Origin of the sequence: Variovorax sp. OK212 (assembly GCF_900112425.1) — a bacterium.
Lineage (GTDB): Bacteria > Pseudomonadota > Gammaproteobacteria > Burkholderiales > Burkholderiaceae_C > Variovorax.
In genome coordinates this window covers 170,147-183,479 of record NZ_FOLP01000005.1, presented here as the reverse complement: position 1 = coordinate 183,479, position 13,333 = coordinate 170,147, and the positions used below count along the sequence as shown (strand labels likewise).

At 68.7% G+C, this 13,333-nt stretch carries 12 protein-coding genes; 2 read left to right on the top strand and 10 right to left on the bottom strand.

The features are described from left to right. The first annotated feature begins 1 nt into the window (after window position 1). Complete coding sequence (locus BM004_RS17380) at window positions 2-1,393, top strand: aminopeptidase P N-terminal domain-containing protein (RefSeq protein WP_093215265.1); 1,392 nt, start codon at window positions 2-4, stop codon at window positions 1,391-1,393. On the opposite strand, the gene BM004_RS17375 is transcribed toward BM004_RS17380, so the two are convergent. Continuing rightward, window positions 1,335-2,309 (bottom strand): LysR family transcriptional regulator, encoded by a 975-nt coding sequence (locus BM004_RS17375; protein ID WP_093215706.1) that lies wholly within the window; start codon window positions 2,307-2,309, stop codon window positions 1,335-1,337. The two genes, BM004_RS17380 and BM004_RS17375, sit on opposite strands and share 59 nt — an antisense overlap. 129 nt (window positions 2,310-2,438) lie before the next feature. Here BM004_RS17375 and BM004_RS17370 point away from each other — a divergent pair, with 129 nt between their 5' ends. Beyond that, a complete protein-coding gene (locus tag BM004_RS17370; RefSeq protein WP_093215262.1) occupies window positions 2,439-3,506 on the top strand; it encodes an aldo/keto reductase in 1,068 nt (355 codons plus the stop codon). A gap of 16 nt (window positions 3,507-3,522) precedes the next feature. On the opposite strand, the gene BM004_RS17365 is transcribed toward BM004_RS17370, so the two are convergent. The 9 genes from BM004_RS17365 to BM004_RS17325 all read right to left on the bottom strand — a co-directional run bounded on the left by BM004_RS17365 (window position 3,523) and on the right by BM004_RS17325 (window position 13,332). Beyond that, a complete protein-coding gene (locus tag BM004_RS17365) occupies window positions 3,523-3,876 on the bottom strand; it encodes a DUF3325 domain-containing protein (RefSeq protein WP_093128896.1) in 354 nt (117 codons plus the stop codon). Next, window positions 3,876-5,552: a PepSY-associated TM helix domain-containing protein gene (locus BM004_RS17360; protein ID WP_093215260.1), complete on the bottom strand. Its 1,677-nt coding sequence runs from the start codon at window positions 5,550-5,552 to the stop codon at window positions 3,876-3,878. The genes BM004_RS17365 and BM004_RS17360 overlap by 1 nt, the downstream gene beginning before the upstream one ends. Then, the gene (locus tag BM004_RS17355) at window positions 5,549-5,857 is read right to left on the bottom strand and encodes a DUF3649 domain-containing protein (protein ID WP_093215257.1); all 309 of its coding nucleotides are present in this window, start codon (window positions 5,855-5,857) and stop codon (window positions 5,549-5,551) included. The genes BM004_RS17360 and BM004_RS17355 overlap by 4 nt, the downstream gene beginning before the upstream one ends. A gap of 189 nt (window positions 5,858-6,046) precedes the next feature. Further along, on the bottom strand, window positions 6,047-6,529 hold the full coding sequence (locus BM004_RS17350; RefSeq protein ID WP_093215254.1) for a hypothetical protein: 483 nt from the start codon (window positions 6,527-6,529) through the stop codon (window positions 6,047-6,049). 6 nt (window positions 6,530-6,535) lie between these two features. After that, complete coding sequence (locus BM004_RS17345; protein WP_093215252.1) at window positions 6,536-7,183, bottom strand: hypothetical protein; 648 nt, start codon at window positions 7,181-7,183, stop codon at window positions 6,536-6,538. 2 nt (window positions 7,184-7,185) lie between these two features. Continuing rightward, on the bottom strand, window positions 7,186-8,199 hold the full coding sequence (locus BM004_RS17340; RefSeq protein WP_093215249.1) for a phage tail protein: 1,014 nt from the start codon (window positions 8,197-8,199) through the stop codon (window positions 7,186-7,188). A 13-nt stretch (window positions 8,200-8,212) separates the two neighbouring features. Beyond that, window positions 8,213-8,650 (bottom strand): phage tail fiber protein, encoded by a 438-nt coding sequence (locus BM004_RS17335; RefSeq protein ID WP_143072444.1) that lies wholly within the window; start codon window positions 8,648-8,650, stop codon window positions 8,213-8,215. A 44-nt stretch (window positions 8,651-8,694) separates the two neighbouring features. Continuing rightward, entirely contained in the window at window positions 8,695-9,306 is a 612-nt protein-coding gene (locus tag BM004_RS17330) for a DUF4376 domain-containing protein (RefSeq protein WP_093215243.1), read from the bottom strand. A 3-nt stretch (window positions 9,307-9,309) separates the two neighbouring features. Continuing rightward, on the bottom strand, window positions 9,310-13,332 hold the full coding sequence (locus BM004_RS17325; RefSeq protein ID WP_143120468.1) for a phage tail tip fiber protein: 4,023 nt from the start codon (window positions 13,330-13,332) through the stop codon (window positions 9,310-9,312). Window position 13,333: the final 1 nt, after the last annotated feature.

The following is a 13,333-nucleotide window of genomic DNA, read 5'->3' as shown; positions in this document are numbered from 1 at the left end:
CATGCTCAATGACACCCAGATCTACGCCGAGCGCCGCGCGCGCCTCGCCTCGCAACTCGGCAAGGACGGCATTGCCATCGTGCCGACCGCGCCCGAGCGCCAGCGCAACCGCGACAGCGACTTCCTGTTTCGCCACGACAGCTACTTCTACTACCTGACCGGCTTCACCGAGCCCAACGCCTGGCTGGTGCTGGCGGGCGACGGCCGCGCCACGCTGTTCTGCGCACCGAAAGACCTCGAACGCGAGATCTGGGACGGCTACCGCCTGGGCCCCGACGCGGCCCCCGCCGAGCTGGGCCTGGACGAGGCCTTCTCCGTCAGCGACCTCGACGCCAAGCTGCCGAAGCTGCTGGAGAACCGCTCGACCGTGTGGTTCCCCTTTGCCATTCACAAGGGCCTGGAGACGCGCATCGACGGCTGGCTGCAGTCGGTGCGCGCGCGCGTGCGCTATGGCGCGCTGTGCCCCGAGGAGCAGCGCGACCTGTGCGGCCCGCTCGACGAAATGCGCCTCGTGAAGGACGCGCACGAGCAGGACATCATGCGGCGCGCCGCGCAGATCAGCGCGCGCGCCCACATCCGCGCGATGCAGCTGTCGGCACGCATGCTGCGCGAAGGCCAGGACGTGCGCGAATACCACCTGGACGCCGAGCTGCTGCACGAATTCCGCCTGGGCGGCTCGCAGTACCCGGCCTACGGCTCCATCGTCGCGGCCGGCGCCAATGCCTGCGTGCTGCACTATCGCGCCGACGCCGCGCCGGTGCGCCCCGGCGAGCTGGTGCTGATCGACGCGGGCTGCGAGCTCGACGGCTACGCCAGCGACATCACGCGCACCTTTCCGGCCGACGGCAAGTTCAGCGGCCCGCAGCGCGCGCTGTACGACCTGGTGCTGCAGAGCCAGTACGCCTCGGCCGCGGCCACCAAGGCCGGCAACCGCTTCAACGACCCGCACGACGCGGCCGTGAAGGTGCTGGCGCAGGGCATGCTCGACCTGGGCCTGCTCGACGCCAACAAGGTCGGCGGCCTGGACGACGTGATCGACTCGCGTGCCTACTTCCAGTTCTACATGCACCGCACCGGCCACTGGCTGGGCATGGACGTGCACGACTGCGGCAGCTACGTCGAGCCCACGCAGGTCGGCGAGGTGAGCGAGCGCAAGGACCCGCTGTCCAACGAGCTCATCAAGAACCGCCCGAGCCGCATCCTGCACCCGGGCATGGTGCTCACGCTGGAGCCCGGCATCTACGTGCGCCCCGGCGACGGCGTGCCCGAGCAGTTCCACCACATCGGCATCCGCATCGAGGACGACGCGATCGTCACCGCCACGGGCTGCGAACTCATTTCGCGCGGCGTGCCGGTGGACGCGGACGAGATCGAGGCGCTGATGCGGGCTTGACCGCGCGCTGCGACACCGGCGGTGGCGCATGCCGCGCCTGCAGGAAGTCGATGAACACCCGCAGCTTGCGCGGCATCTGCGCGCGGCTCGGGTGGTACAGGTAGAAGCCCGGAAAGGTCGGCCACCAGGGCTCCAGCAGCGGCACCAGCCGTCCGCTCCTGAAGTCGTCGCGCACCGCGCCCTCGAAGGCCGAGGTAATGCCCGCGCCCGCGCGCGCGGCGGCCAGCAGCACCTCGCTGTCGTTGCTCACCAGCGGGCCTGACAGCGCGATGTCGAGCACGCGCCCGTCCTGCGCGTATTCCCAGCGATAGAGACCGCCCGTGGTCAGGCGGTAGTTCAGGCAGCGGTGCTCGCGCAGGTCTTCCGGCACGCGCGGCGGCGTGCGGCCCTTCAGATAGCGCGGCGCCGCGAAGGTGACCATGCGCAACGGCCCGCCCACCGGCACGCCCACCACGTCCTGCGCCAGGCTCTCGCCGAGCCGGATGCCGGCGTCGAAGCCGCCTGCGACCAGCTCGACCATGCGGTTGTCGCACACCACCTCGAGCGTGATGTCGGGCCAGGCGTCCGCGAAATCGCCCAGGTACGGAAACAGCAGCAGCTCGGCCGCCACGCGCGAGACGTTCAGGCGCAGCAGCCCGGCGGGCTTGTCGCGCGCCTCGTCGATGCCCGCGACCGCCTGCGCCAGTGCATCGAGGCCGGGCCGCGCCCCGTCGAGGAACTGCTGGCCCAGCTCGGTCACGCCCACGCGGCGCGTGGTGCGGTCGAGCAGCCGCACGCCGAGCTTGCGTTCCAGCGCGCGCACCGTCTGCGAAAGGGCCGAGGGCGACACGCCCAGTTCTTCCGCCGCGCGGGTGAAGCTGGCGTGGTGCGCCACGCGGGCGAAGGCGGCAATGGCGGGGAGCAGTTCGGGCGACATGGCTTTCATTATGAAGACCAGCTTCACAAAGCATCAACCCGAACGGGCTTTTTCCAAAGCAATGCGGCCACTACCTTCAAGGCCATGGCGACGCAACCGCGCCGCCGCACCCCTGAAAGGACATTCACCATGAAGCTCGACAACTACCTCACCCTCGGCCGCTCGGGCCTGCGCGTCAGCCCGATGTCGCTGGGCACCATGACCTTCGGCAGCGACTGGGGCTGGGGCGCCGACGCCGGCGAATCGCGCCGCATGTTCGACCTGTACCTGGAACGCGGCGGCAACTTCATCGACACCGCCAACTTCTATACCAACGGCAGCTCGGAGAAGCTGCTCGGCCAGTTCATGGCGGACCGGCGCGAATCGGTGGTGCTGGCCACCAAGTACACGCTGAACATGCAGCCCGGCAACCCCAACGCGGGCGGCAACCACCGCCGCAACATGGTCCGCTCGGTCGAGGCCAGCCTGAAGCGCCTGGGCACCGACTACATCGACCTGCTGTACCTGCACATCTGGGACAACCTCACGCCCATCGACGAAGTGATGCGCGGCTTCGACGACCTCGTGCGCGCGGGCAAGGTGCTCTACGCGGGCATCTCCGACACGCCGGCCTGGCAGGTTGCGCGCATGCAGACGCTGGCCGACCTGCGCGGCTGGACGCCGCTGGTGGCGCTGCAGATCGAGCACAGCCTGATCGAGCGCACCGTGGAGCGCGAGCTGCTGCCGATGGCGCACGAGCTCGGCCTGGGCGTGATGGCGTGGTCGCCGCTGGGCAGCGGCGTGCTGTCGGGCAAGTACACGCGTGCCGACCTGGGCCACACCAAGGGCGCGGCCTCGGGCGTGACAGGTACGCGCAAGGACGTGGCCGTGGGCAGTGGCGCGCTGAGCGAGCGTTCGCTGGCCATCGCCGAGACGGTGGCGCAGGTGGCGAAGGAGCAGGGCCGCTCGTCCGCGCAGATTGCGCTGGCGTGGCTGCTGCACCGCACCGCGCCGGTGGTGATGCCGATCATCGGCGCGCGCACGCTCGCGCAGTTCGAGGACAACCTGGGCGCGCTCGACGTGCAGCTCGACGCCGAGACACTGCAGCGGCTCGACGCGGTCAGCGCCATCGCGAAGGGCTTTCCGCACGACTTCATGGCACTGCCGATGACGCAGGGCGTGGTGTTCGGCGGCACCACAGCGCGACGCCCGGCTTGAAAGACGAAGCGGGCGGTCAGGCCATCAGCAGGCAGACCAGCCCGCCGCCCACGGCGATGGCCGCCGCGGCCGAGCCGATCCACGTGAACCGCCGCGGCGCACAGCCCAGCAACGCGACGGTCGCCAATGCCGCGGCCGTGAGCGCGCCGAGCCACAGCACCCAGCCGATCGAACTGCCCGCGGCCTGCAGGCTCGCGCCGAGCGAGAGGCACAGCAGCACCGTGCCGCCCAGCTGCAGCCAGCGCCGCCACGGCCCCGGCGTGCTGCCGCGGCCGTAGACGTCTTCGCTGTGGCGGTCCATGGCCAGGCTCAGCGCGCAGAAGCCCGCGAGCGAGGCGGCGAACACGAGGGCGAGGAGCAGCGAATCCATCACGAGCCCTGTTCCGAAGTGACCAGCGCCTGCGGCACCTGCGGCACCTGCGAAGGCTGAAGGGTTTGCGCAGCCTGCGCCGCCCGCCTGGCCGCCGACGTGCGGCGCTTGCGCTCCACGATCCACACCGCGGCCGCGAGCCCCAGGCCGAGCGCCAGCGCGACGAGGTCGAAGCCCGCCACCGCGCTCGGGCCCGAACGCAGGCTCACGCTCAGCGGCGCGGGGCCGGTGAAGGCATTGAGCACCGGCAGCAACGCGAACAGCAGCGCGCCCAGCGCCAGCTGCGCCTGCCACATGCGCAGCGTGGGCCGCAGCAGGCCCAGCACGGCGGTGGCGCCCCAGGCGGTGAAGAACCAGGTGATCTCCGCCTCGCCGCGATTGGCCACGTCCAGCGGCAGCAGGCGATTGGCCCAGAAGAACGACGCCATGGCCACCGGCAGCCCGGCGATCGCGCCGAGGTTCAGCCCGTCGACCAGCCGCAGCCCGAAGCCCACGCGCCCGCCCTGCTTGAGCGTCTTGGCGAACTTCTGGCGCTCCTTCACGGCCCACAGCAGCAGCCCGGTCGCCACCATCAGGCAGCCCGCGAGCCCCGAGAGGAACAGCAGCGCGCGCACCAGCGGAGCGCCGAAGCGGCCGATGTGCAGGCCATAGAGCACGCTGCGCGTTTCGGCGGCGGGCCTGGCGGTGTCGCCGAACGCGCCGATCATCGCGCCGGTCACGCCGTTGAACTGCATCGTCGGCTGCTCGTACGACAGCTGCGGGCCATCGGCGCGCCGCAGGATCACCACGGCATTGGCGTCGTTCGGCGAATTGACCGTGATGCGCCCGACGGCCGCGCCGTCCCAGTGCGCGGAGGCCTGCGCGAGCATCGGCGCGATCGGGGCCATCGGCGCGGGCTGGCCCGCGGCCTTGAACTGTTCGCGCACGCTGCCGGCAAACGCCTCGGCGAAGAAGGCCTGCGTGCCGCCGCTGTCCTTGTACGCGGCCTGCGGGCCCCACGGCATGTACATGAACATCAGCGTGACCAGGCCGGTGTACGTGATCATCGCGTGATAGGGCAGCGCCAGCACCGCCGTCACGTTGTGCGCGTCGAGCCACGAGCGCTGGCCCTTCTTCGGGCGGAAGGTGAAGAAGTCCTTGAAGATGCGCTTGTGCGTGACGATGCCGCTGAAGATGGCCACCAGCATGAACATCGCGCAGAAGCCCACGATCCAGCGCGCCCACAGCGCGGGCATGTAGTGCAGGTCGAAGTGCAGGCGGTAGAAGAACTCGCCGCCGCGTGTCTCGCGCGCCGCGGCGGAGGCCTGGCCGGTGGCCGGGTCGAGCATCGCGCGGCCGAAACGGTCGCGGCGGTCGACCGGCGGCGCGCCCTTGGGCGGCGGCGGCTTGTTCCAGAAGAGGCTGGCCGACGGCTCGCGCCCGGTCGGCAGCGTGATGAACCAGCGCGGCGAATCGGCCGCGTGCTGCTGCAGGTAGGCGTAGGTCGCCTCGGCCGACTGCGCTGTCGGCACCGCGGTGCGCGACAGGCCGTGCAGCTCCGGCTTCATCCAGACGGTGATCTCGTCCCTGAAGTACGAGGCCGTGCCCGCCATGAACACCATGAACAGCACCCAGCCGACCAGCAGGCCCGACCAGGTGTGCAGCCACGCCATCGACTGACGGAATCCTTCCTTCATGCGGCGCCTCCGGCGGATCGCATGAGCAACGCGAGCAGCAGGCCCATCGGCACCGCGGCAATGACGAGGCCCGACCACGCGCGCAGCGCCGTGCGCGCGGCGAAGACCCACATCACGGCAATGGCGAAGACGAGGAAGGAGGCCAGCGTGCCGGTCATCGCGGCTTCACTGCGCGCCATGCCGAAGAGAGCGGGCAGGCACAGCGCGAGCAAGGCGGCGGACAGCGCCGCCACCCCGTAGCCGCCGGCAATGGCGGCCACCGCGCGCGACGCCACGCCGAGGCGATAGCGAACGCCGGCGGTCACGACGCGCGCCGGACGGCGCGCGGGGTCGTTCGGAAATTCATGGCGAAGGGGAGGAGAGACTTCAGAAGATGAGAATGATACGCATCTTGAAAAGCCTCCCCGTGCCGAGGTTCGGGCACATCCCGCGCCATTTCCGCAAGAAACCGGGGCGATGCGTGGGCGCCGCCCCGGTTTTGCCCTGCCGGTACCTCAGGGCGCCGGGCCTGCCGGACGCCAGCGGCCGGCGTTCGCACGCCATTCGTACAGCCGCGCGCCGATCTGCACCACGTCACCGTTTGCCACGTTGGCGGGGAACAGCTGGTCGTAAGCCCGCAAGCGGTATCCCAGGAAGTCGGCCGATGCCTCGACACGGCCTTCCGAGGACACAACCGCGGACCCCATGCCCATCAGCGGCGCGGACTGCGACACAAGGCCGGAGACGTTCGACACGATCGAGCTCTGCGCTTCGAGCACCGCGCCTTGCGTCGCCGTTGCGGCGGCACTTCGCAGTGCGACCAGGCCCGCCCGGGCGTCCGCGCTCATCTCGATCAATCCACCGGACGAGGCCCTACCGGCACCCAAGCCCTCCACACCGGCTCCTGCCGCCAGCAGCCCTGCCACCTCGATGACGAGCGCACCCGAAAACGGCTTGGCGCCGAAAGTCGAGGCCCCGAAGGTCAATGCGCCGAACATCGGGTGCTACTCCGCCGGGGCTTCAGGAGCCGGCACCGCTTGACCTTGTTCGGGTGCTGGCACGGGACCCGGCTCGAACGCGAGGAAATCGCACACCGGCAACATCTGCAGGAGTTGTTCCAGTGTCGGCTCGTCGCTCTCACCGGCCGCGACCTTTTCCTGCAACGAATAGCAGAAGTCCCACACCAGCGAGCGCCATGCGCGAAAGGCACGCCCCTGCGCCTGGAATCGTGGGACGGCAGGCTCATCGGCGTAGGTGACCGCGGTCCTGATGTCGTCGAAACCGTAGGCAACCGCCGTTCGGTCGAGATGCTTCTGCACTTCGTTGCGCAAAGCCGCGGCACGTTCCTCGAGGGTCGGCACATGAGGCTCGGGCGCCGCAGGCGGCTCGCTGCCGGGCGCTTCCGGTTCCGGCGTCACCGGTGGCTCGGGAAGCGGTTCAGGCACAGGAATGTCCTCGGCAATCCACATGCCGTTGGCCGCCGCGAAATAGCGCTTGCCTTCGATGGGGTGCGGCGGCTCCGCCGCCAGGCAGTTGCCGGGGACGAGCCAGACGTCGGCCTCGTCGGCCGGCGAAAGGTCGCTCTCGTCGAGCTCGATGGGGCCGACGTAGATCCGGTCGGGGCCGAATGAATAAACGGTCTTGGTCTTCATGGTCAGTACTTGATGCATGCGAGGTAGGCGTTGTTGCGCGGTCGGGCCTCGGTGCCGCCGTTGTTGCTCAGCGTGATGCCCGTGACCACGTTCTTGATGACGATGCCGGTTGCCGCGGCGTAGATGCCGATGCCCGTTCCAGACGCGCTCACTCCCACGTTGTGGCTGTGGCTGCCCGCGCCTTCCGTGCCCAGCGTTTCATGGCCGTCCGTGATGTTGCCGAGCGAGCCTGGAATGCCCGCGCCGACGCCGGACAAATGTCCGCGGGAGTAGTTGTGACCGTGCCAGCCCTGCGCGTCCGTCCAGGCGCCGTGCGCGTGCCCCCCGTCAGCGACCCCGTGGGCATGACCCGGGTCGGTGATCGCATGGACGTGCCCCGGATCGGTGATGCCATGGGCGTGCGCCAGGTTCGCGCTGTCCTGGTAGGAGCCCAGCGCACGTCCCGGGTCCAGCCCGCGCCCATCGTCAAGGCCGCGGTCGAACACGCCGCGCCCATCGGGCAGGTTGAAGGTGGCCGAACCGTCGCCTGCGCCGTAGGTGGTGCCGATCTTCGCGAAGAGCCGCGCATAGGTCGTGCGCGACACCGCCGCGCCGTTGCGCTTGAGGTAACCCGCGGGCGGTGCCGACTGCGCAAAGTAGCAGACCATGCCCGTCTGGTCGAGGCCGAGCGCTTCCTGCCAATCGGCCTTGAGCTGTTCGGTGGACGCCGACAGGATGGTCAGCCCGATCTGCTTCGGCCCGACCGGAAAGTCGACCTTCGCGCCGTCGTTGCTCGATGCGATCACCAGCGTGCGTGCAAGCGCACCGGCGGTCATGGTGGCCCGGCCAAGCTCGAACAGGCCGGTAGGGCGGCCGACGGAGTCGACCGCGTTGATCATGTAGTGGCAGGTGTCTTCATCTGCCATACCAGCGGCGGAGAACGGTCGATATGCATCGACGGCGCCCTCCAGTGCGAAGGCGCCCAGCCCCACGGTGGTGCTGGCCTCCAGGATGCGGTCGGTGGTCTTGTGTGCCATCGCGTTGTGCCGTTCAGACCGTGAGGAACGCGACCTTGGTCGACGTCTTGAGACGCGGCACGACGCCGGCCTGGATCGGGATGACGGGCGTCAGTGCGCCGTGCAGCAGCAGCACGCCATTGCCCGCCGCCGCGGTGCCGATGCCCAGGTGCGTGGCGGTGCCCGCGGCCGTGCCGGCCACTTCCAGGAACTCGAGCGCATTCACCAGGAATGCCTCGCTCCCGATCACCGACCAGCCCGCAGGGCTGCGCGGCACGGGCATGCGCACGTAGCCCGGGTACACGAGCTCGTTGGTGCTCTGGTTGGCGCCGGCGCCGGGGACCGCCGTGAGAAGACTGATGTAGAGATCCGTCGACGGGTTCAGCGATGCGTTGTCGGCAAGGCCGGCGATCGGCGTGCCGAGCAGAATCAATTTGATGAAAGCGTTGGCGGATGCGGGTGAATATGCCATTCAGGACTCCTGGGGTTGGTTGATGGGTTGGTCGAGTTGTTCGGTCATGCGAACGATGGATCGGTGGGCGGCAAGCCCATGAAGTCGGCCAGGCTGCAACGGGCCGGAATCTCTGCGTCGCCGAGTCCGTCGACGAACGCGCAGGCCGCGCGCTCGGCGGAGAAACAGCGCTGCACGTGGTCCGCGACAGCGCGCGATACGGCTTGGACTTGTTCGCTCGTGAGAGTCACGAAGCCATCTGCAGCCTTGAAGTCGATACGCTCGAGACCACTCGATGCCATGCTGGCGAGTTGCTCGGTGAGCGCAGCGCGATCTTCCCTGGCGGTCTTGATGCGCAGGCCGTTCGCCAGCGCGAGGCCGCTCGTCTCGGCGTTCCAGCGTTGCTCTGCGAGGTCGGCCTTGAGTTGCGTTCGCAGGTCGTCCGGCGTGCGCGGGTCGCGCCAGGCGTGAGCCGCCCAATCGAAGACATGGTGCTCGTCCGGCTTGGGCGGCAGCGGTTCGGGAACGCCGTTGCGAATGTACGAACCCGGCTGTGCAGAGCCCAGGTAGACAGACTCGCCCGGGCCGGCCTGTGCATGGCACCACTCGATCGTCGCCTGTGTGCCGGTGCAGCGGATCTCGCCCGTGCGGGCGTTGTAGACAGTGAAGTTGGGCATGGTTCAGCGGCGCGTGGACAGCGCGTAGATGGAAGATCCGGCAGTACCGGCAGGGGAAAAAGAAGCGAAGGAAATCGTGTGTGCGCCAGGGTTCATTGGCACCTGGACGCCCCCCGTCACCGTGCTGCCGGCAATCCCCGCACCGCTCCAGACCGGCATGCCGTCGACTGCGAGAGTCACGAAGCTCGTCTGCAACACGAACACGGAACCCAGGATGAAGGTGTCCAGCGGCACGCCGCCCGGCACGAAGTGCACGACCTGGACGGTGTTCGAGCCGGACGATGCAAACGACGGCACCGTGACAGCCTGACCCCGAAGGTTCAGCGTATCGATCACGTCGAGCTGATTGATCACCAGCCCCTCGTTGCGCAGGTCGAAGCCTGGTCCCCAGAGCCGGAAGCGCCCTGTGGCGTTCTGCATCTGCAGGCCCATGCCATTGCAGGTCATGTCGACGAAGGTGTCGCCACCCGTGTGCCGCGCCAGGATCCACCCCCAGCCGCCGTCCCCGAACCATTTGTTGGCGCTGCGCAGGTAACCCCAGCCGCCCACGCCGTCGCCGGAGATGTCGATCTGGCCCGCGTTCACGTAGCCCAGCCGTGAAGTGATCGCCGACAGCCGGTCGACGCTGATCGAGCGCGCGAGGATCGAGCCGTCCACGACCAGCGTGCCGTCGATGCCGACGGTGGGTGACCCACCCACAGAGCCCACCACGAAGGGATACTTCGTGGCACCGCCCGCGGCCTGCTGTGCCACGGCGAACCGGTCGACAAGCACCGTGAAGTTGCTCTCCTGCCCGTCGTTGTTCAGCAGCACGCCAGCGACCTTGCTGCCGGCGACAACCTTCAATCCCCATTTGGCCGACAGCCGCCCGGTTTCGTCGGCGCGCACCTGCGCTTCCTGGTCGATGGCGGCTTCCGCGCCGTTGACGCGCGCGACCAGCGTCGTGCGGGCCGCCGCTTCCGCCACGTCAGCGGCTGCGCGCGCCACCACCTCTTCACGGATGGCCGCCACCGCACCTCGGTCGCTGGCTTCCGACGTGTAAGGCGTGACCGGGAAGCGGCCCTGCTCGACCTTCACGAAGCGCACGCCCATTCCGCCGCCTGCGGCATAGCCGCTCCAAAAGAACACGGCCTTGCCCGTGACCGCGGCAGCCGGCGCAGTTGCCTCCACCGCGAACTCGTTGCGACGCAATTGCTCGTTCATGAACCCGTGCCGACCTTCCTCGCGGGTGTCGGTGATGCCCAGCGATATGCCCGTCGCATCGAAGAACTCGAGCGCAAACCCACTCTGGCCTACCTCGCTCTGGAACATCGAGTCGCCGGAACCCGCATACCAGGTGCCGGGCTTGACCGGAAAGCTGGCGCTGACGAGCCGGCCATTCGCAGGCGCCGCCGCATGGAGCCGAACGGACGTACCCCAATCGTCTTCCACCACTTCCCAGGCGTTGCCCTGCAGGTCCCACCTGTCGAGGTCGAATTCAAACCCGCCGTTGAAGACCAGGTTGGCGCGCACATAGCCGACGGCGCGTGCCGAGACGGTGTCGATGCGCTGCGCCAGCTGCTCGGCCGTGTCGCTCACCACCTTCTCGACATGCGTGATGGCGGTACCACGCTCGATGGACTCGTCGATCAGCCGCTCGCTGATACCGGCGTTGACGTTCAGCAGGTCGGCGATCTGCTCGTCGAGCCCTTCCTGCAGCTCCTTGATGGCATCGTCGATCGACGGCAGCGAAGCAAGCTGTACATACCCCGCATCGCTGGCATTGCCGGCCATGTCGAACGCCGTCACCCAGTAGATGCGCGTGGCGGCCACCGGCTCGGTGCGCACGAAATTCAGCGAGCCCGTGTGGCCGATCTCGACCGCCTCCGCCAGCGTCGCTCCCACCTTGACGATGTACGCCGAGACCGGCTGCGTGGTGCCGCAGGCCTGCCAGGCCAGCTCGATCTGCGCGCCCCAGACTTCGCCGCGCACGATGGGCTGGGCAGGCTGTGCAATGTCGATGGTGGCCGAGATCGGAACACCCCAGACCCCTTGCGTATTGCCATGCTGGGCCCAGACCTTCACCGTCCCGGCCGGCAGCCAGCCGATGTTGGCGGCCAGGGCCTTGCCGGTCCATCGCTCCACCGCCGTCTCGAACGTGGCGCCGATGAAGATGCGCGTCGCGCCCCATTCGAGCAGGTCGATGCCGGTGGGCGCCGACCAGCGCGCCACCACGCCGGCCGATTCGACGACGAGGCTCAATCCCTCGACGTCGCCCGGCTTCACGCTCGCGCCCTGCAGCGTGTGCGTCACCATCGTCCAGTAGCTCGACGCATAGGCCGTCATGAACCGCACGCGCACCTGGTACTCGCCATGCACCTCGAGGCCGAGCAGGAAGGTCTCGGTGGCCGTGCCCGGCAAGGTGACGGACTGCCAGTCGCCGACCGGCGTGGTCGTGCGCCACTGCACCTGCACGTTCCCGCCGCGCAGCACTGCGTCGTCCACCGACGCCGACCAGCTCACCCGCGCGCGGATCACCAGCGTGCCGCCCTGCTGCACCATCTGCTCCTGGCCGCTGCGTACCTGCAGATCGAGCGGCGGCTGTGGCAGCAGGAACGGGTTCGGCAGGTTGGTGTTCGGAGAAGGGTCGCGCAGCACCTCGTCGGCCGTGTCGTAGAAGGCTTCCTCGTCCTCGATGACCTGGAACGACAGCGGCGAGCTCATCGAATAGCTCCAGTCCTGCACGCGGAACGGCTTGTTGGCAAAGCCGTACAGCACGCTCGTGAGCACGATGCGGTCGCCCGGCTGCAGGTGCCACGCCAGCATCTTCGGATGGATCTGCAGCACGAAGCCGCCCCGGCTCTGCTCGACGAGCACACGCGCGATCTGGTGGGTGCGTGCATGCGCCGTGGTGAACGGGAGCACGAGATCGAGGAACTTGTCCTTCTGGTCGTTGCCGCGGAAGACCGCGTTCTGGTACTGCTTGAAGTCTTCCGAGACGCCGGTGCGCGTCAGGTTGACGTAGGTGCCCCTCGCGCCGTTGTAGCGCGCGGTGCCGGGGTTGCAGGTCTGCACCACGGTGATGGGCGCCAGCAGGTCGTCGTCGGTCAACGCGAGCACCGGCGTGGTCCACGCGCCGGCCAGGATGCGCCAGACACCGCCCGATTCGAGGCTGTAGCCCGCCATCGTGTCCTCGAGCTGCTGGCGCGTGCTGTCGCGGTCCTGGTCCGAACGGAACATGCCGTCGCAGGTGTAGCGTGCGGCGCTGCTGCCGTAGTTAACCCGGTCGGCCATGGCCGTGCCGGGGTCGTAGACAGGCGTCTCGCAGGCGTTGGCTGCAACGATCAGCGCGTTCTGGTCGATCTGGTCGTTGGAGGCCAGGTAGCCTTCTTCCGAACGCAGGAAGTCGGCCAGGCACAGCGCGGGGTTGCGGCTGTACACCGTCGCTGCGCTGCGCGGGTCGTAGACCTTCTTGCCCTTGACGCTCGCCGTGATCGATGGCAGGCCGCCCTGGAAGCGTTCGACGAACAGGTTGAGCGTGACGACGATGTACGTGTAGCCGCTCAGCTTGTGGGCTTCGGTCCACAGGCCCTTGCTGGACGGCCACGGATCGAGGTTGTCGCGCATGTACGCATCGGCGGTGTCGACTCCGCCGGGCGACAGGTGGACCTGCACGTTGACGCCGGGCACGCCGCCGTTGATCGACTCCGAATCCGTGACGATGAATTCGGGATTCGAGGCATACCCGTTCGCATCGAGCGCGCCGAGCGAGACACCTTCGATCTGGATGTCGGTCACGGCTTCGCACGGGTGCGCGGCCAGGACCATGACGACGTGCTTCAGGTGGTTGTACTCGCCACCGGTGAGCACCGCCACGACGGCACCACCGACCGGTGCGGGCTCGCCGTAGATGACGGCGTGCGGTGCATCGGACGCGATGATCGTGGTGGTGCGTTCCTTGATGTTCGCGACGTCCTCGGCGAGCTTGCGGGCCGCGGCGGCCTTGGCCTGCTTCTTGGCTTGCATGTTGCCGTAAGCGCTCGCCACG

Excerpts from the sequence above, each read along its gene's own strand:
- BM004_RS17380 (WP_093215265.1), top strand. The coding sequence starts at position 2 with ATGCTCAATGACACCCAGATCTACGCCGAGCGCCGCGCGCGCCTCGCC.
- BM004_RS17365 (WP_093128896.1), bottom strand. The coding sequence starts at position 3,876 with ATGGATTCGCTGCTCCTCGCCCTCGTGTTCGCCGCCTCGCTCGCGGGC.
- BM004_RS17360 (WP_093215260.1), bottom strand. The coding sequence starts at position 5,552 with ATGAAGGAAGGATTCCGTCAGTCGATGGCGTGGCTGCACACCTGGTCG.
- BM004_RS17330 (WP_093215243.1), bottom strand. The coding sequence starts at position 9,306 with ATGCCCAACTTCACTGTCTACAACGCCCGCACGGGCGAGATCCGCTGC.
- BM004_RS17335 (WP_143072444.1), bottom strand. The coding sequence starts at position 8,650 with ATGGCATATTCACCCGCATCCGCCAACGCTTTCATCAAATTGATTCTG.
- BM004_RS17375 (WP_093215706.1), bottom strand. The coding sequence starts at position 2,309 with ATGTCGCCCGAACTGCTCCCCGCCATTGCCGCCTTCGCCCGCGTGGCG.
- BM004_RS17350 (WP_093215254.1), bottom strand. The coding sequence starts at position 6,529 with ATGTTCGGCGCATTGACCTTCGGGGCCTCGACTTTCGGCGCCAAGCCG.
- BM004_RS17340 (WP_093215249.1), bottom strand. The coding sequence starts at position 8,199 with ATGGCACACAAGACCACCGACCGCATCCTGGAGGCCAGCACCACCGTG.
- BM004_RS17345 (WP_093215252.1), bottom strand. The coding sequence starts at position 7,183 with ATGAAGACCAAGACCGTTTATTCATTCGGCCCCGACCGGATCTACGTC.
- BM004_RS17370 (WP_093215262.1), top strand. The coding sequence starts at position 2,439 with ATGAAGCTCGACAACTACCTCACCCTCGGCCGCTCGGGCCTGCGCGTC.